This is a genomic window from Curtobacterium phyllosphaerae, from assembly GCF_049341865.1.
Classification (GTDB): domain Bacteria; phylum Actinomycetota; class Actinomycetes; order Actinomycetales; family Microbacteriaceae; genus Curtobacterium; species Curtobacterium phyllosphaerae.
Genome location: NZ_JBMPIU010000005.1, coordinates 202,522 through 219,387, shown reverse-complemented (window position 1 = coordinate 219,387; position 16,866 = coordinate 202,522). Strand labels below are relative to the sequence as shown.

The following is a 16,866-nucleotide window of genomic DNA, read 5'->3' as shown; positions in this document are numbered from 1 at the left end:
TCTCCACAAGCGGTCGTCGCACCGCTCGGCCGGTGCAATAGGCTTGCGTCCTGACCGGCCGACGGCGACGTCGGTGAGCACGACCACGATCGAGGCGAGACCTGTGGGAACTGACGAAGCAACGACCTGGGGGCGGGTGGACGAGACCGGGACGGTCTACGTCCGCTACGGCGAGTCCGAGCGCGCCGTGGGCGAGTACCCGGACGCGAGTGCCGCAGAAGCCCTGGCGTACTACTCCCGCAAGTTCGCGGACCTCGAAGGCCAGGTGCGGATCGCCGAGCAGCGCGCCCAGCGGGGAGCGTCGGCCACCGACATCGGTCGGACCGTCGAGCACCTGCAGGCGACACTGGCAGACGCGAACGTGGTGGGCGACATCAAGTCCCTCGAGGACCGGGTCGCCGTGCTCGGCGAGCAGGTCGGTTCGCTCAGTCGGGAACAGGCCGCCAAGGCGGAGGAAGCCCTCGCCGAAGCCCTCGCTCACCGGCTGGCCCTGGTCGAAGAGGCCGAGGCCCTCGCCGCGGTGGACCCCGCCCGCGCGCAGTGGAAACAGATCACCGCGCAGCTCGACGACGTCTTCGCCCGGTGGCAGGCGCACCAGCACGACGGCCCGCGCATCCCCAAGAACGACGCCAACGACCTCTGGAAACGGTTCCGCACCGCGCGCTCGACGGTCGACCAGCACCGGCGCGCGTTCTACGCCGAGCTCGATTCGCAGCACCGTGACGCCCGGACCCGCAAACAGGAGCTCGTCGACCGGGCCGAGGCGCTCGCGCCGAACGGTGCGGACGGCATCACGGCGTACCGCCAGCTCCTCGACGACTGGAAACACGCCGGTCGCGCCGGCAAGCGCTACGACGACGCACTGTGGGCCAAGTTCAAGGCCGCCGGTGACACCCTCTTCGCGCAGAAGCACCAGGAAGTCGCGGTCGAGAACGAGGAGTTCTCCGCGAACCTCGTCGCGAAGGAGTCCCTGCTTACCGAGGCCGAGCCGCTGTTGCAGCTGACCGACCGTGTCGCGGCCCGCAAGACGCTCACCGACATCCAGCGCCGGTGGGACGAGATCGGCAAGGTCCCCCGCGACGCGGTCCGCCGGATCGAAGACCGTCTCCGCGCGGTCGAGAGCCACGTCCGCAGCATGGAGGACGACCACTGGAAGCAGTCCGACCCCGAGCGCAAGGCCCGGGCGACCGGGCTGGCGAGTCAGCTCGAGGACGCCATCGGCAAGCTCGAGGCCGAGCTCGCCGCCGCGGAGGCGACCGGTGACGCCCGCAAGATCAAGGACGCCCGCGAGGCGCTCGACGCCCGCCGCATCTGGTTGGACGCGCTCGGGTCCTGACGCGCTCGGGTCCTGACCCGCACGGGTCCTGACCCGCTCTGGTCCTGACCTGCGCGCGAGGGTCCGGGGGACGGACAGACGGGAGGTCCGGTGCCAGCTGGTACCGGACCTCCCGTCCGTCACATGTCCCGCGGGTCCGTGTCCCGTCCGTCCGTGCCCCGTCCGTCCGTTTGCCGCGGGTCGGTGTCCGGCGGGTCAGAGTCCTGCGGGTCAGTGTCCTGCGGGTCAGTGTCCTGCGGGTCAGCGCTGTGTGACGCCGAGCACCATCCGGATGTCGCGATCGTCCTGCTGCATCTGCGCAGCGAGCTCGGCCATCGACCCGAACGCCACCATGCCGCGGACCCACGCCGTGAACAGGACCGAGATGGTGTCCCCGTACAGGTCGATGTCGACGTCGAGCAGATGCGCCTCGATCTGCTTCGCCGGGACGCCCTCGAACGTCGGGTTGTTGCCGACCGAGACGGCGGCCGGGTAGAGCGTTCCCTCGTGGAGCACCCGTGCTGCGTAGACGCCGTCCGCAGGGACGAACCCCTCCGGCGCCGGGTCCAGGTTCGCGGTGGGGTAGTTCATCGCCCGCCCGCGTTCCTTCCCGTGCACGACCGTGCCGCGGACGGCATGCTCCCGACCGAGGAGACGTGCAGCCTCGGCGACCCGTCCGTCGGAGAGCAGCTCCCGGATCCATGTGCTCGACACGCGGCGCTCACCTGCGGGTCGGACGTCGTCGACGAGGTCGACGTCGTCGATGAGTCGGACCTCGAACCCGTGCTGCTCCCCCATCCGGCGGAGCAACTCGACGTCGCCCAGTCCCTTCGCCCCGAACCGGAAGTCGCTCCCGACGAACAGCAGCCGCGCGGCGAGCGTCTCGACGAGCACGCGGCGGACGAACTCCTCGGCAGCGAGACCCTGCAGCTGCTCGTCGAACCGCAGGAGCAGGGTGGCCTCGACGCCGGCGTCCCGGAGCAGCTCGCGGCGTTGGGTGACGCTCGTCAGGGCGGGCGGGACGTGGGACGGGTCGATGACGGTGAGGGGGTGACGGTCGAAGGTGACGACGGTCGGGACGAGATGGTGCTCGGCTGCGGCGCGTTCGAGACGACCGATCACGGCGCGGTGTCCGACGTGCACGCCGTCGAACTTGCCGATCGTGACCGCACTCGGCCCGAAGCCCCGGGGAACGTCGAGGAGGTCCTCGTAGTACTCCACGCCTACTCCCCTGTGACCTGCGCCGGAGCCGCGGCGTCCGGACCGGCGGACCCGGCGCCGTCGGCCGGCGTCCCGGCCGTGGCAGCGCTGGCGGCAGTGCCGTGGGAGCCCGTGGACAGCGCCGCCGTGCGGTGGAACCGGAGCAGCCACCAGAGGCCGGCGATCGGCAGGACCAGCGGCACCCAGTAGTACCCGGCCCCGAACCCGGACCAGACGGTGTCGTCGGGGAACAGCCCGTGGTCGAACAGCGACAGGGACCCGATGACGAGGACGCCGACCATCTCGAAGCTGATCGTGACCCACGCCACGCGGTACCACGCACGGCCCGGGACGATGAGGGCGATCATCGCGACGATGTACACCACCGCGGAGACGGCACTCAGCGTGTAGGCGAACGGCGCGTGGGAGAACTTCTCGATGATCTGGACGACGCTCCGCCCCGTCGCTGCTAGCGCGAGGATGCCGTAGACGGCGATGAGGACACGACCGATGCCGGTCGCGCGGGAGGACTTGGTCGCCATTGTCCCGATTCTACAGACCGGGAGGCCCCTCCCGCGTCCGGCGAGGAGCGCGCGACCGGCGACGGACGACGTCAGTGGGCGAACCAGATCTCCTGCATCCGGTACACCATCACCGCGACCGTGAGGGCTCCCGCGCCGAGGACGACCGTCGACCACCGCGAGCGGTCCACGAGCGCCCAGACGACGGTCGCCGGCGGGACGAGGAGCACCGAGACCGCGTACACACCGAACGTCAGCGCACTGCCGGACGGCGGGTTCCCGACGGCGGGCTGGACGAGGGCGACGACGCCCTGCGCGAGGAGGAGCAACTCGATGAGGACGAGCGACCCGACCGTGTAGTCGTTCGGCTTCCAGCCGATGAGACCGACCACGACCGCGAACACGCCCGCGACGACCGCGAACCCGACCTGGACCCAGGTGAACCAGTCGATCACCGAGGGACCTCCGCCTGCGGGGCCGGGAAGTTCGTGATGACCCGGAGCTGTCCGCGACGCACGGCGACGAGTCCCACGAGCCGGTCCGACCGGGACGCGATGGCCGCCACCGGGCCGTCGGTGTCCGGGAGCTCGACGGCCACCCGTTTGCCGTCGGTCAGGTCCTTCGCCGCCGGAGCGTCGAGCACCACGGTGGGGAACAGCCGGCGCGCGACGTCGCTCGGCTGGAGTGCCGCGGCGACGACGTCCACCGAGTCGTCCTCGAGGTCGACGGCGTCGTCCACCGCGAACGGACCGACGGCGGTACGACGGAGCGCAGTGAGGTGCGCACCCGTGCCGAGGGCGGCGCCGACGTCCCGGGCGAGGGCGCGGACGTAGGTGCCGGAGGTGCAGGACACCACGACGTCGACGTCGAGCACGGGGATGCTCGACCCGTCGACGTGGGCGGTCATCGCGCGGCGACCGAGGACGTCGAAGCGGGTGACCGTGACACGCCGCGGTCGAAGCACGACCGTCTCACCGCTCCGGGCCAGCGCGTACGCCCGGCGGCCGTCCACCTTGATGGCGCTGACGGTGCTCGGGACCTGGTCGATCGGACCACGCTGCGCACCGACCGCTGCGTCCAGGGCGTCGGCGGACACGGCGTCCGGCAGCACTCCTGGCCACGCGGTGGGGGTGCCATCGGCGTCGTCGGAGTCCGTCGTCACGCCGAGCCGCATCGTGGCCGTGTACGTCTTGTCGAGTCCGACGAGGTGGGTGAGCAACCGGGTCGACGGTCCGATGCCGAGCAGCAGGAGGCCCGTCGCCATCGGGTCCAGTGTACCGGCGTGCCCGATCTTCCGGGTCCCGAACCGACGCCGCGCGATCGACACGGCACGGTGGCTCGAGATGCCCTGCGGCTTGTCGACGAGGATGATGCCACTGGGGGCTGCCGGATCGAGCACCGCAGCAGGTTAGCAGCCGCCTCGGTCAGCAGGCGTCGTTCCAGTTCCGGCGCGGATGGTCCGGATCGGCGACGTCGAGGACCGCGGAGGCGTGCGCCTTCGGGTCGTCACGCCGGAGGTAGTCCGCGAAGGCCTGGTCGTCCGTCACCTGCAGCTCGGGGTCACGCTCCGCCCACAGCGACCACCGCCAGAGCGGACGCAGCCGCTCGGCGAGCAGCTTCTCGCCCGTGACGACGAGCACGCCGGCCGCCGTGCCCGTGGTCCGGAACGGATCGACCAGTTCGGCGCGGATCGTGTCCGGGTCGGTCGCGGTCGTCGCGGCGCGGAGGGCCGGGACGCCATCGGCCCCGAACGCCCGGACGAGACCGTCCGCGATCCGTTCGAGGTCGACGCCGGGCTGCCCGTCCACCGCGATCACGGTCCGCGCCGTGCCCTGGTTCGCCGCGACCTCGGTCGCGAGCGCTGCCATCGTGTCGGTCTCCTCGGGTGCCCAGCGTGCCATGGGTCCACCGTAGGCTCTCCTGGTGGACCCTGCCCGTGCCTCCCGTCCGATGCCTGCCGACCCGACGGCGGACGCGGACCTCCCCGACATCGCCACGCCGCTCGTCGCCTGGTTCCGGGCGGAGGGCCGCGACCTGCCGTGGCGGCGGCCGGGATTCCCGGCCTGGGGCACCCTCGTCAGTGAGGTCATGCTGCAGCAGACCCAGGTGGCTCGGGTGATCCCGCGACTCGAGCAGTGGCTCACCCGCTGGCCGACCCCTGCCGCACTCGCCGCCGACCCGCCGTCCGAGGCCGTCCGCGCGTGGGACCGTCTCGGGTACCCGCGACGCGCGCTCGCACTGCACGCCGCTGCGACGGCGATCGTCGAACGGCACGGCGGCGAGGTGCCCTCCGACGTCGACGACCTGCTCGCGCTCCCCGGGATCGGCGACTACACGGCGCGCGCCGTCGCGGTGTTCGCCTACGGCCTCCGTCACCCGGTGGTCGACGTCAACGTCCGACGGGTCCTCGCGCGCGCCGTGCTCGGCCAGGGCGAAGCGGGTCCGGCCTCGGCCAAGCGCGACCTCCCACTGATGGCGTCGGTGCTGCCGGAGGACCTCGCGGACGCGGCGGCGACGAACGCAGCCGCGATGGAGCTCGGCGCCCTGGTCTGCGTCGCCAGGGCGCCGGCCTGCGACGCCTGCCCGATCGCCGATCGGTGCGCGTGGCGAGCCGCCGGGTACCCGGCGCACGACGGGCCGCGGGCTCCGCGTCAGGCAGCGTTCGCGGGCAGCGACCGGCAGGTCCGCGGACTCATCATGGCCGAACTGCGGGCGAGCGACGTCCCGGTGACCTTCGACGAGATCGCGATGGTCTGGCCGGACGCGGTGCAGCGAGACCGGGCGCTCGGGTCACTCGTCCGCGACGGACTCGCGACCGGCGACGACCGCGCCGGGTACACGCTCCCGGGCCACTGACGGCTCAGGCGACCGACGGTGCCTCGCCCTCGGACTCGGCCGCGTCCGCATCCTCGTCCTCGTCCTCGTCGCGCCGGTACGGATCGGCATCGCCGGCGTACTCCGCGCTCGACGCCAGGGCGTGGTTCGACGCGTCACGGGACTTCGCCTCGTTGAGGAGCGCCTCGATGTGCGCGGCGTTCTCCGGCACGGCGTCGAGGAAGAACTCGAGCGACGGCGTCAGTCGAGCGGTGATGTTCTTGCCGACCTCGCTCCGGAGCATGCCGGTCGCGGACTTGAGCGCCGCGGCACTGTCCTGGCGCTCCTCCTCGGTGCCGTACACGGTGTAGAACACCGAGGCGTGCTGGAGGTCGCCCGTCACCTGGACGTCGGTGATGGTCACGAACCCGAGCCTCGGGTCGCGGATGCCCTTGTCGAGCCGCCTGGCGATGATCTGCTGGATGCGGTCCGCCATCTTGCGAGCGCGCTGCGGGTCGGCCATGGGTCCTCCTGGAGTCGAACGGAGTGGGGCGGTGCCGGACGGGCACCACGCCCGAGGAACGGGGGCGGGGCCCCGCACGACGTCATCGCGTGCGGAGCCCCGGAGTGCCGTGCATCAGTCGCGCGGCTTCTCGACCATCTCGATGGTCTCGATCTCGTCGCCGATCTGGATGTCGTTGAACTTGCCGAGACCGATACCGGCCTCGAAGTCCGTACGGACCTCCGTCACGTCGTCCTTGAACCGACGCAGCGACTCGATCGCGAGCCCGTCGGCGAGGACCACGCCGTCACGGATGACGCGCGCCTTGGCATTGCGCGTGATCGTGCCGGAGCGGACGATGACACCGGCGATGTTGCCGACCTTCGAGGAGCGGAACACCTCGCGGATCTCGGCGACACCGGACTGGACCTCCTCGTACTCGGGCTTGAGCATGCCCTTGAGGGACTGCTCGATGTCCTCGAGTGCCGAGTAGATGACCGAGTAGAAGCGGATGTCCACGCCTTCTCGGGCAGCGCGCTCGCGGGCCTTCGTGTCCGGACGGACGTTGAACCCGATGATGATCGCGTTGTCGACCGTGGCCAGGTTGACGTCCGACTCCGTGACCGCACCGACACCGCGGTGGATGATCCGGAGCTGCACGCTGTCGTCGACCTCGATCTTGAGCAGCGACTCCTCGAGTGCCTCGACGGCACCGGAGACGTCACCCTTGATGATGAGGTTGAGCGCGTCGACCTTGCCCTCTTCGAGCGCACGGGTGAAGTCCTCGAGCGAGATGCGCTTGCGGGCCTTGGCCAGCTGGGCGTTGCGCTCGACGGCTTCGCGCTTCTCGGCGATCTGCCGGGCAGTGCGGTCCTCCTCCGTGACGAGGAACGTGTCACCGGCGCGGGGCACCGACGACAGACCCTGGACCTGGACCGGACGCGACGGCGTCGCAGCGAGCACGGGCTCGCCGTTCTCGTCCATCATCGCCCGGACGCGGCCGTACGCCGTGCCGGCGACGATCGCGTCGCCGACGTGCAGCGTGCCGGACTGGATGAGCACCGTCGCGACCGCACCGCGGCCCTTGTCGAGACGCGCCTCGATCGCGATGCCGCGGGCGTCCTTGTCGGGGTTCGCGCGCAGGTCGAGCCCGGCGTCCGCGGTGAGCAGGACGGCCTCGAGGAGTCCGTCGATGTTCGTGTTGTTCCGCGCGGAGACGTCGACGAACATGACGTCGCCGCCGTACTCCTCGGCCACCAGGTTGTACTCGGTGAGCTGCTGGCGGACCTTCGCCGGGTTCGCGCCTTCCTTGTCGATCTTGTTCACCGCGACCACGATCGGCACGCCTGCGGCCTGCGCGTGGTTCAGGGCCTCGACCGTCTGCGGCATGATGCCGTCGTCGGCGGCGACCACGAGGATCGCGATGTCCGTCACCTGGGCACCGCGGGCACGCATGGCGGTGAACGCCTCGTGGCCCGGGGTGTCGATGAAGGTGATCGGACGCTCGATGCCCTCGTGCTCGGTGACCACCTGGTAGGCACCGATGTGCTGGGTGATGCCACCGGCCTCCCCCGCGACGACGTTCGCGTTGCGGATCGCGTCGAGGAGTCGGGTCTTCCCGTGGTCGACGTGGCCCATGACGGTGACGACCGGCGGGCGCACCTGGAGGAGCGACTCGTCCTCGTCCTCGAGCTCCTGGTCGAGGTCGATCGAGAAGCCCTCGAGGAGCTCCTTGTCCTCGTCCTCCGGGGACACGATCTGGATCCGGTAGCCGAGCTCCTCGCCGAGGACCTCGAAGGTCGCCTCGTCCAGGGACTCGGTCGCCGTGGCCATCTCACCGAGGTGGAACAGCACGGTCACGAGGTTGCCGGGCAGGGCGTCGATCTTGTCCGCGAAGTCCGAGATCGAGGCACCGCGGCGCAGACGCACCACGGTGTCGCCGTCGCCACGAGGGACCTGCACGCCGCCGATCGACGGAGCCTGCCGCATCTCGTACTCGGCGCGCTTCGTCCGCTTCGACTTGCGGGCACGGCTCTTGCCGCCGCCACGGCCGAACGCACCGGCGGTGCCACCACCGGGCCCACGGCCACGACCGCCGCCACCGGCCGGACGTGCCGGACCGAAGCCCGGACGCTGGAAGCCGCCAGCGGCACCGGGAGCACCGCCACCGGGACGCTGGAAGCCGCCGGCCTGGCCACCACGGCCGCCGGGGCCGCCGGGACGCTGACCGAAGCCGTTCGGACGAGCACCCTGCCCGGGGCCGCCCGGACGCGGAGCTCCCGGACGGGGTGCGCCGGGACGCGGGGGCTGGGGGCGCGGGATGCCACCGGCACCGCCGGACGTTCCGCCGGGACGCGGCATGCCCTGGTTCTGCGAGAACGGGTTGTTGCCCGGACGCGGCGGGCGGGAGCCCATGCCCTGGCTGGAGGAGTACGGGTTGTTGCCCGGACGTGCCGAGGACGGCTTGGGTCCGCCCGGCTTCGCCGCCGCCGTGGGCTTGGTGCTGGTGCCCGGCTTGACGGCGTCCGTCGTGTCGGCGCTGTCCTGCGGGACGGCGGAGGACTCGGCGGCCTTGGCGTCGGCGGCCGCCTTGCGTGCGGCCTCGGCCTGGGCCTGGCGCTCGGCGACGGACAGCGGGGCTGCCGGGCGCGGGGCGTCGTCGACGGACTCGGCGGGGGCTGCTGCCTCCGGTGCCTCGACCGGAGCGGCCGGCGCGGGAGCGGCCGGACGCGGTGCTGCGGGGCGGGGCGTCGTCGACCGGGGCGCGGAGGCCTTGGTCGTGGACGCTGCCGGGGAACCGGCCGGCTTGGCGCCGGTGGCTTCGAGTGCCGCACGGAGCTTCCGTGCGACGGGAGGCTCGATGCTCGAGGACGGGCCCTTGACGAACTCGCCGAGCTCCTTGAGCTTCTCCATTGCGGTCTTGCTGTCGACGCCGAGCTCGCTAGCGATCTCGTGTACGCGTGGTTTCGCCACAGTTCTCCTTCTCGAGCTCCGCCCGAGAAGGGAGGAGCTCATTGGGTGATGGGTCTCATTTCGAGCCGCTCATCAGTTGTCCATAAGCCGTTCAGCCTGTTCTGTCGTGTCGGACGGGTCGAGTGCACGGATGTGCTCCCGGACCGCCGACGTGTCCGGTTCGCGATCGAGCCGCAGCGCACGGCGGAAAGCCCTGCGGGAGACGGCCGTCTCGTAGGCATCGACCGTCGGAGTGAGCCACGCCCCCCGGCCCGGCATGACTGCCTTCGGATCCGGCACGACCTGGTCGCCACGGGCGACGACACGGAGGAGGGAGGATCGGGGTGCGCGACGACGACTGCCGATGCACGTTCTGACGGGGACCACTCTACTCCCACCTTCCGACGACCGCGATCCCGGCGCGCCTCGGACGCATGCCCGGGGTGTGACCGGCTCCGATCCGCTACTCGCCCTCGAGGATGGAGTCGGGCTGGATGTCGATCCGCGCGCCGGTGAGCTTGGCCGCGAGCCGGGCGTTCTGGCCCTCTTTCCCGATCGCGAGCGACAGCTGGTAGTCGGGCACGAGGGCGCGGACGGCCTTCGTCGACTGGTCGATGACGAACGACGAGCTCACCTTGGCGGGCGAGAGCGCACTCCCGACGAAGGTCGCGAGGTCCGGCGACCAGTCGACGATGTCGATCTTCTCGGCGCCGAGCTCGTTCGTGACGGCGCGGACCCGGGCGCCGAGCTCGCCGATGCACGCGCCTTTGGCGTTGACGCCCGGTTCGTTCGCCTTCACGGCGATCTTGGTGCGGTGTCCGGCTTCGCGAGCGAGCGACACGATCTCGACGACCCCGGACGCGATCTCCGGGACCTCGAGGGCGAAGAGCTTGCGGACCAGCCCCGGGTGGGTGCGCGACACGGTGATCTGCGGGCCCTTGTTCCCCTTGCCGACGCTCGTGACGTAGACGCGGATGCGGGACCCGTGGTCGTACGACTCACCCGGTACCTGCTCCTCGGGCGGCAGGATCGCCTCGACCGTGCCGAGGTCGACGAGGACCATGCGCGGGTTCGGACCCTGCTGGATGACGCCGGCGACGATGTCGCCCTCTTTCCCACGGAACTCGCCGAGCACTTTCTCGTCGCCGATGTCGCGGAGGCGCTGGTTGATGACCTGCTTGGCTGCGAACGCGGCGATGCGACCGAAGTCGCTCGGCGAGTCGACCGCCTCGCCGACCACGGCGCCGTCGTCGTCGCGCTCCGGGACGAACACCGAGACCTGGCCGGACTTGCGGTCGAGTTCGACGCGCGCCTGCGGGTCGACGTCGTCACCGTGCTCGGTGGTGTGCTTCTGGTAGGCGGTGAGGATCGCCTGCTCGATGATCGTGACGAGTTCGTCGAACGGGATCTCCCGCTCACGCTCCATGAGCCGCAGTACGGCGAGATCGATCTGCATCGAGGGGACCTCCGGTGTTCAGATGAAGTGACCCGCACGCTCGGTGACCGCGCGCAGGCTGCAGACGATCGTACCGCAGGCTGCCGGACTGCAGGACAGACAGACGGGAGGGACGGCGCCTGCTGGCACCGTCCCTCCCGTCCGTCCCTGGGTCGCGTTCGCGACCGCGACCCGGTCAGATCGCGCGGACCGCCTCGAGCACCTCCGCGACCGGGAGCTCACGGCGCGCACCCGCGGCCCGGTCCCAGAGTTCGACGACACCGTCGCCGGCGTTCCGGCCCGCCACGACGACCACCGGCACGCCGATCAGCTCGGCGTCGCCGAACTTGACGCCGGGCGAGACCTTCGGCCGGTCGTCGTACACGACGTCGTACCCGGCACCCTCGAGGTCGGCGACGATGCCCGCCGCGACCTCGAACGCCGTTTGGTCGTTGCCGGTGGCGACGACGTGCACGTCGAACGGGGCGACGTTCGCCGGCCAGATCAGCCCTCGGTCGTCGTTGTGCGCCTCGGCGATGATCGCCATGATGCGCGTGATGCCGATGCCGTACGACCCCATCGTCACCGTGGCGAGCTTGCCGTTCTCGTCCTGCACCTTGAGCCCGAGCGCCTCGGCGTACTTGCGACCGAGCTGGAACACGTGGCCGATCTCCATGCCGCGGGCGGTCTCGAGCGGGCCCGAGCCGTCGGGTGCGGGGTCGCCCGCTCGGACGTCGGACACGTCGGCCACGCCGTCGGCGGTGAAGTCGCGGCCGGCGACGAGTCCGGACACGTGCTGGCCCGGCTCGTTCGCGCCGGTGATCCACGCGGTGCCGTCGGCGACACGGGGGTCGACGAGGTACCGGAGGCCGGTCGCGCTGTCGGACCCGAGCACCTGCGGGCCGATGTAGCCCTTGACGAGGCCCTTGTTCCGGCCGAAGTCGGCGTCGCCCGCGGGCTCCACCTCGGCCGGGGCGAACGCGACCTCGGCGCGCTTGAGGTCGACGTCGCGGTCGCCGGGCAGGCCCACGACGACGACCTCGCGCGTGCCGTCCAGGTGGGTGAGCGCGAGGACGACGTTCTTCAGCGTGTCCGCCGCGGTCCACTCCCCGGTCGGTCGCGGCGCGGCGGCGTTCGCGTGCTGCACCAGCGAGTCGATCGTCGGGGTGTCGGACCTCGGGAGGAGCACGGGCTCGGGCTGGCCGTCGATGGGCACGGGATCGGACGCCGGGGTCACGTAGGCCTCGACGTTCGCCGCGTACCCGCCGGCGCTCCGGACGAAGGTGTCCTCGCCGACCTCGATCGGGTGCAGGAACTCCTCGCTGCGGCTGCCACCCATCGCGCCGGCGTCGGCCTGGACGATGACGTAGTCGAGCCCGAGGCGCGTGAAGATCTGCTCGTAGGCGTCCCGCATCACCTGGTAGTTGCGGTCGAGACCGGCGTCGTCGATGTCGAACGAGTACGCGTCCTTCATCGTGAACTCCCGTCCGCGCAGGAGCCCGGCGCGGGGACGGGCCTCGTCGCGGTACTTGTCCTGGATCTGGAAGAGCGTGACGGGCAGGTCCTTGTAGGAGCCGTACAGGTCCTTCACGAGCAGCGCGAACATCTCCTCGTGCGTCGGGGCGAGGAGGTAGTCGGCGTCCTTCCGGTCCTTGAGGCGGAAGATGCCGTCGCCGTACTCGGTCCAGCGGTTCGTTGCCTCGTAGGGTTCGCGCGGCAGCAGCGCCGGGAAGTGGACCTCCTGGGCGCCGGCGGCGACCATGCCGTCGCGGACGATCTGCTCGATCCGCGCCTTGACCCGCAGGCCGAGCGGCAGCCAAGCGTAGATGCCGGGAGCCTGGCGCCGGATGTAGCCCGCGCGGACGAGCAGCTTGTGGCTCCGGACCTCGGCCTCGGCCGGGTCGTCGCGGAGCGTGCGGAGGAAGAGGTGAGAGAGCCGTGTGACCACGGAAGCAGCCTACCGGTGGCCGGCGCGGCGGCCGGCGCGTGCCGGGCTCCGCCGGATCGGCGCACTAGGCGGTGACGACCTCGGGGGTGCCCACCTCGCCGGGGGGCATTTCGTCGGCGAGCCGGTTCGCCTCGGCGATCAGCGTCGCGACGATCTCGGACTCCGGCACCGTCTTGACGACCTCGCCCCTGACGAAGATCTGCCCCTTGCCGTTCCCGGACGCGACCCCGAGGTCGGCCTCCCGGGCCTCCCCCGGACCGTTCACGACGCAGCCCATCACGGCGACGCGGAGCGGGACGGTCATGCCTTCGAGCCCCGCGGTGACGTCGTTCGCGAGCTGGTAGACGTCGACCTGCGCGCGCCCGCAGCTCGGGCAGGAGACGATCTCGAGCTTGCGCTCCCGGAGGTTCAGCGACTGCAGGATCTGGAGGCCGACCTTGACCTCCTGCGCCGGGGGTGCGGACAGGGACACGCGGATGGTGTCGCCGATGCCCTCGCCGAGCAGGATGCCGAAGGCGGTGGCGCTCTTGATCGTGCCCTGGAACTCCGGCCCGGCCTCGGTCACGCCGAGGTGCAGCGGCCAGTCGCCCCGCTCGGCGAGCAGCCGGTAGGCCTTGACCATGATCACCGGGTCGTTGTGCTTGACCGAGATCTTGAAGTCGTGGAAGTCGTGCTCCTCGAACAAGGAGGCTTCCCACACCGCGGACTCGACGAGCGCCTCCGGGGTGGCCTTGCCGTACTTCTGCATGACGCTCGGCTCGAGCGACCCGGCGTTGACGCCGATGCGCAGGGACACGCCGGCGGCCTTCGCGGCGGCGGCGATCGACCCGACCTGATCGTCGAACTTGCGGATGTTGCCCGGGTTCACGCGCACCGCGGCGCACCCGGCGTCGATCGCCTGGAACACGTACTTCGGCTGGAAGTGGATGTCCGCGATGACCGGGATCTGGCTCTTCTTCGCGATGATCGGCAGCGCGTCCGCATCGTCCTGACTCGGCACGGCGACCCGCACGATGTCGCAGCCGGAGGCGGTCAGCTCGGCGATCTGCTGGAGCGTCGCGTTGATGTTCGTGGTCGGCGTCGTCGTCATGGACTGGACGCTGACGGGTGCGTCCCCGCCGACGAGGACCTTGCCGACCTTGATCTGCCGCGACTTGCGGCGCGGGGCGAGGGTCTCCGGGACCTTGGGCATACCGAGATTGACTGCAGGCACGTCCGTCAGCCTACGCGCCCGGACGGGAGGCCCCCGCGCTCGACCGACGAACGCGCAGCCCGCGCACACGCCGGGGTCAGCGCAGCTCGACCGCCGGGACGTTCGCGATCGACTCGGTCACCGGGAGCGCCTCCTGGGCCCGGACGGCACCGCGGGTGGACAGCAGCGTCCCGACGAATCCGACGACGAGCGCGACGAGGACGCCGAGGTTCGCGAAGGCCCAGCCACCGGCGCGACCTCCGAGCCCGAACGGGCCGAGCAGGTACCCCTGCCAGTTGAGCCACGACGGCACGCCGTAGGTGTTCGTGACGAGCCCCCACCCGAGCGCCGTCCCGAGGACCACCAGTCCGACCGCACCCCAGCGGACGTCCCCGTACCGGCCCGTGGCGTCGTGCAGCTCCCCCTCGGCGTAGGCCCGGCGACGGAGCAGGACGTCCGCGAGGAACACCCCGCACCACGCGGCGACCGGCACGCCGAGCGTGACCAGGAACGCCTGGAACGGGAAGATGAAGTTCGGCGCGGCGAACACCACCGCGATCGCACCCGCCACCATGACCACCCCGTCGACCCCCGCGGCGACGGGCCGCGGGATGCGGACGCCGGCGCTCAGGAGCGCGAGTCCGGACGAGTAGATGTCGAGCGTCGCCCCACCGACCAGTCCGAGGATCGCGACGACCGCGAACGGCACGAGGAACCACACCGGGAGGATCGTCGTGAGCGCGCCGATCGGGTCCGCGCCGATCGCCTTGCTCAGTCCTGGCGAGGACCCGGCGATGAGCAGCCCCACGACGATCAGCACGACCGGTGCGAGTGCACCGCCGAAGGTCGTCCAGCCCACGACGCCGCGGGTCGCCGCCGAGCGCGGGAGGTAGCGCGAGTAGTCCGCCGCCGCGTTCACCCAGCCGAGTCCGAACGCGGTCATCACGAAGACGAGTGCGCCGATGACGTTCTGAGCACTCCCGGGCGGCAGTGCCATGACGCGGGTGAGGTCGATGTGCGGCGCCGCCAGCACGACGTACACGACGGTCAGCACGCCGGTGATGACGGTGATCCAGGCCTGCATCCGCATGATGACGTCGAACCCTGCCACACCCGCCCCGACCACGAGCGCAGCCACCACGACGAGCGCGACGACCTTCGTGAGGACCCCGCCGTCCCACCCGAGCTCGGTGAACACCGTCGAGGTCGCGAGCACGGCGAGCGACGCCAGTGCGGTCTCCCACCCGACGGTGAGGATCCAGCTGAGGAACGACGGCAGCCGGTTCCCGCGGACACCGAAGGCCGCACGACTGAGGACCATCGTCGGCGCGGACCCGCGCTTGCCGGCGATCGCGACCACCCCGCAGAGGAGGAACGAGAACACGACGCCGATGACGGAGACGATGGTCGCCTGCCAGAACGAGATGCCGAACCCGAACACGAACGAGCCGTAGCTGAGGCCGAGGACCGACACGTTCGCGGCGAACCACGGCCAGAACAGCTGCCGCGGGCTGCCCTTCCGGTCCGCTTCGGCGATCGTGTCGATCCCGGTCAGTTCGATGCCGGTCCCGCTGCGTTCCGCAGTGCGCTCGCTCATCCCGGAAGCGTAGCGCCGGACGCGCCCGGGCGCCGCGTCAGCCGAAGACGCTCACCGGACGCACGATGTCGGCGTAGATGAGCAACAGGCTCATGCCGCCGAGGAGGATCACGACGCCGAAAGTGAGTGGCATGAGCTTGGCGAGGTCGATCGGGCCGGGATCCGCCCGCCCGGAGAGCTTCGCCGTGTTGCGCTTGACCGCCTCCCACAGTGCCCCAACGATGTGTCCGCCGTCGAGCGGCAGGAGCGGCACCATGTTGAGCACGAACAGGCCGATGTTCAGGGCGCCGAGGAGCGAGAGGATCGTGTAGATCTTGTCGATCACCGGGACGCCGCTCTCGGACGCCACCGTCCCGATCGCGCGACCGACGCCGACGACGCTGACCGGGCTGTTCGCGGCCCGCGCCTGGGTGCCGAACGCCGCGTTCCACACCGCGACGAGTCGCTGCGGCAGGTTGATGATGAGGGACGCCGACGCCTCGGTCTGCTGCCACACCGCCGGGAGCACGGCCGCCGGTGACTGCCGGACGAGGGACGCGCCGATCGAGACGCCGACCACGCCGACCTGCTCGGTCTTCGTCGAGCCGTCCGCGTTCTTCACGACCGTCCCGTCGGCCTGCAACACGTCGCGGGTCGCCAGCGTCGGCGTCACGTCGACGTGTCGCTCGGTGCCGGCGCGGAGGATCGTCAGGTCGACCGGTCTGCCCGCCGACTCCTGGAACAGCGTCGTCAGCGAAGCACTCGTCAGCTTCGACCGGCCGTTCGCGGCGAGGACGACGTCGCCGGGCTCCAGGCCCGCGCGCTTCGCCGGGGACACCGCGTCGCCCGGCGTGCACGTGTCCGTCGACGACGTCGGGAGCACGCACGCGGACGTCGCCGCGATCGATGTCGTGTAGGCACCGAAGCCGCAGAGGAGCACGCCGAACACGACGATGCCGATGACGAGGTTCACGACCGGGCCGGCGGCCATCACGACGATGCGTTTCCAGGGCGTGAGTCGGTAGAACGCGCGCTCGTCGCCCTGTTCCGCGATCTGCTCGGCGCTGACCTGCCGGGCATCCTGCACCATCGCGCTGTAGAACCCGGTGTTCGTGATCGGGGAGGGCTTGCCGGACGGCCGCGGTGCGAGCATGCCGACCATCGAGATGTACCCGCCGAGGAGGATCGGGCGGATGCCGTACTCGGTGTCGCCGCGCGTGAACGACCAGATCGCCTTGCCGAACCCGAGCGAGTACTGCGTCACCTTGACGCCGAACAGCTTCGCGAAGGTCAGGTGGCCGAGTTCGTGGAGTCCGATCGAGACCAGGAGGCCGACGATGAACACGACGACGCCGAGGACGAAGAGCAACACGGATTCCGGGGTCACCCGGAGATCGTACGGGACACGACC

The 16,866-nt window shown here is 71.0% G+C and carries 15 protein-coding genes; 2 read left to right on the top strand and 13 right to left on the bottom strand.

All coding sequences use genetic code 11. The annotated features are described in order from the left end of the window. The first annotated feature begins 103 nt into the window (after positions 1 to 103). Positions 104 to 1,336, top strand: a complete 1,233-nt coding sequence (locus tag ACO0E0_RS11035; RefSeq protein ID WP_422871613.1) for a DUF349 domain-containing protein — start codon at positions 104 to 106, stop codon at positions 1,334 to 1,336. 240 nt (positions 1,337 to 1,576) lie between these two features. Here the strand turns inward: ACO0E0_RS11035 and ACO0E0_RS11030 are convergent, their stop codons facing one another. The 5 genes from ACO0E0_RS11030 to ACO0E0_RS11010 all read right to left on the bottom strand — a co-directional run bounded on the left by ACO0E0_RS11030 (position 1,577) and on the right by ACO0E0_RS11010 (position 4,937). After that, positions 1,577 to 2,536: a bifunctional riboflavin kinase/FAD synthetase gene (locus ACO0E0_RS11030; RefSeq protein ID WP_422871461.1), complete on the bottom strand. Its 960-nt coding sequence runs from the start codon at positions 2,534 to 2,536 to the stop codon at positions 1,577 to 1,579. Positions 2,537 to 2,538: 2 nt separating this feature from the next. Continuing rightward, on the bottom strand, positions 2,539 to 3,057 hold the full coding sequence (locus ACO0E0_RS11025) for a hypothetical protein (protein ID WP_422871460.1): 519 nt from the start codon (positions 3,055 to 3,057) through the stop codon (positions 2,539 to 2,541). Between the two features lie 71 nt (positions 3,058 to 3,128). Continuing rightward, a complete protein-coding gene (locus tag ACO0E0_RS11020) occupies positions 3,129 to 3,491 on the bottom strand; it encodes a hypothetical protein (RefSeq protein WP_422871459.1) in 363 nt (120 codons plus the stop codon). Beyond that, entirely contained in the window at positions 3,488 to 4,435 is a 948-nt protein-coding gene (gene truB, locus ACO0E0_RS11015) for a tRNA pseudouridine(55) synthase TruB (protein WP_422871458.1), read from the bottom strand. The genes ACO0E0_RS11020 and truB overlap by 4 nt, the downstream gene beginning before the upstream one ends. A 25-nt stretch (positions 4,436 to 4,460) precedes the next feature. Then, positions 4,461 to 4,937, bottom strand: coding sequence for a nucleoside/nucleotide kinase family protein (locus ACO0E0_RS11010; protein ID WP_422871457.1), 477 nt, complete (start codon positions 4,935 to 4,937; stop codon positions 4,461 to 4,463). A 49-nt stretch (positions 4,938 to 4,986) separates the two neighbouring features. On the opposite strand from ACO0E0_RS11010, the gene ACO0E0_RS11005 reads away from it, so the two are divergent. Next, positions 4,987 to 5,892, top strand: a complete 906-nt coding sequence (locus tag ACO0E0_RS11005; protein ID WP_422871612.1) for an HhH-GPD family protein — start codon at positions 4,987 to 4,989, stop codon at positions 5,890 to 5,892. A gap of 4 nt (positions 5,893 to 5,896) precedes the next feature. Here ACO0E0_RS11005 and rbfA read toward each other — a convergent pair whose 3' ends face one another. The 8 genes from rbfA to ACO0E0_RS10965 form a co-directional block, all read right to left on the bottom strand. Further along, positions 5,897 to 6,373, bottom strand: coding sequence for a 30S ribosome-binding factor RbfA (gene rbfA, locus ACO0E0_RS11000; RefSeq protein ID WP_422871456.1), 477 nt, complete (start codon positions 6,371 to 6,373; stop codon positions 5,897 to 5,899). Between the two features lie 114 nt (positions 6,374 to 6,487). Continuing rightward, on the bottom strand, positions 6,488 to 9,325 hold the full coding sequence (infB, locus tag ACO0E0_RS10995) for a translation initiation factor IF-2 (protein WP_422871455.1): 2,838 nt from the start codon (positions 9,323 to 9,325) through the stop codon (positions 6,488 to 6,490). 72 nt (positions 9,326 to 9,397) lie between these two features. Further along, positions 9,398 to 9,691, bottom strand: coding sequence for a YlxR family protein (locus ACO0E0_RS10990; protein ID WP_422871454.1), 294 nt, complete (start codon positions 9,689 to 9,691; stop codon positions 9,398 to 9,400). A gap of 76 nt (positions 9,692 to 9,767) precedes the next feature. Next, positions 9,768 to 10,760 carry a transcription termination factor NusA gene (nusA, locus tag ACO0E0_RS10985; RefSeq protein WP_422871453.1) on the bottom strand — a complete coding sequence of 331 codons (993 nt, stop codon included), beginning with the start codon at positions 10,758 to 10,760 and terminating at the stop codon, positions 9,768 to 9,770. A gap of 175 nt (positions 10,761 to 10,935) precedes the next feature. After that, positions 10,936 to 12,687, bottom strand: a complete 1,752-nt coding sequence (locus tag ACO0E0_RS10980) for a proline--tRNA ligase (RefSeq protein WP_422871452.1) — start codon at positions 12,685 to 12,687, stop codon at positions 10,936 to 10,938. Positions 12,688 to 12,751: 64 nt separating this feature from the next. After that, positions 12,752 to 13,900, bottom strand: coding sequence for a flavodoxin-dependent (E)-4-hydroxy-3-methylbut-2-enyl-diphosphate synthase (gene ispG / locus ACO0E0_RS10975; protein ID WP_422871451.1), 1,149 nt, complete (start codon positions 13,898 to 13,900; stop codon positions 12,752 to 12,754). 76 nt (positions 13,901 to 13,976) lie between these two features. Continuing rightward, positions 13,977 to 15,476 (bottom strand): purine-cytosine permease family protein, encoded by a 1,500-nt coding sequence (locus ACO0E0_RS10970; RefSeq protein WP_422871450.1) that lies wholly within the window; start codon positions 15,474 to 15,476, stop codon positions 13,977 to 13,979. A 37-nt stretch (positions 15,477 to 15,513) separates the two neighbouring features. Beyond that, on the bottom strand, positions 15,514 to 16,842 hold the full coding sequence (locus tag ACO0E0_RS10965) for a M50 family metallopeptidase (protein WP_422871449.1): 1,329 nt from the start codon (positions 16,840 to 16,842) through the stop codon (positions 15,514 to 15,516). Positions 16,843 to 16,866: the final 24 nt, after the last annotated feature.

Bases quoted from the DNA above. Each gene is read 5' to 3' on its own strand.
- ACO0E0_RS11025 (WP_422871460.1), bottom strand. From the start codon at position 3,057: ATGGCGACCAAGTCCTCCCGCGCGACCGGCATCGGTCGTGTCCTCATC.
- ACO0E0_RS11010 (WP_422871457.1), bottom strand. From the start codon at position 4,937: ATGGCACGCTGGGCACCCGAGGAGACCGACACGATGGCAGCGCTCGCG.
- ACO0E0_RS11005 (WP_422871612.1), top strand. From the start codon at position 4,987: ATGCCTGCCGACCCGACGGCGGACGCGGACCTCCCCGACATCGCCACG.
- rbfA (WP_422871456.1), bottom strand. From the start codon at position 6,373: ATGGCCGACCCGCAGCGCGCTCGCAAGATGGCGGACCGCATCCAGCAG.
- nusA (WP_422871453.1), bottom strand. From the start codon at position 10,760: ATGCAGATCGATCTCGCCGTACTGCGGCTCATGGAGCGTGAGCGGGAG.
- ACO0E0_RS10970 (WP_422871450.1), bottom strand. From the start codon at position 15,476: ATGAGCGAGCGCACTGCGGAACGCAGCGGGACCGGCATCGAACTGACC.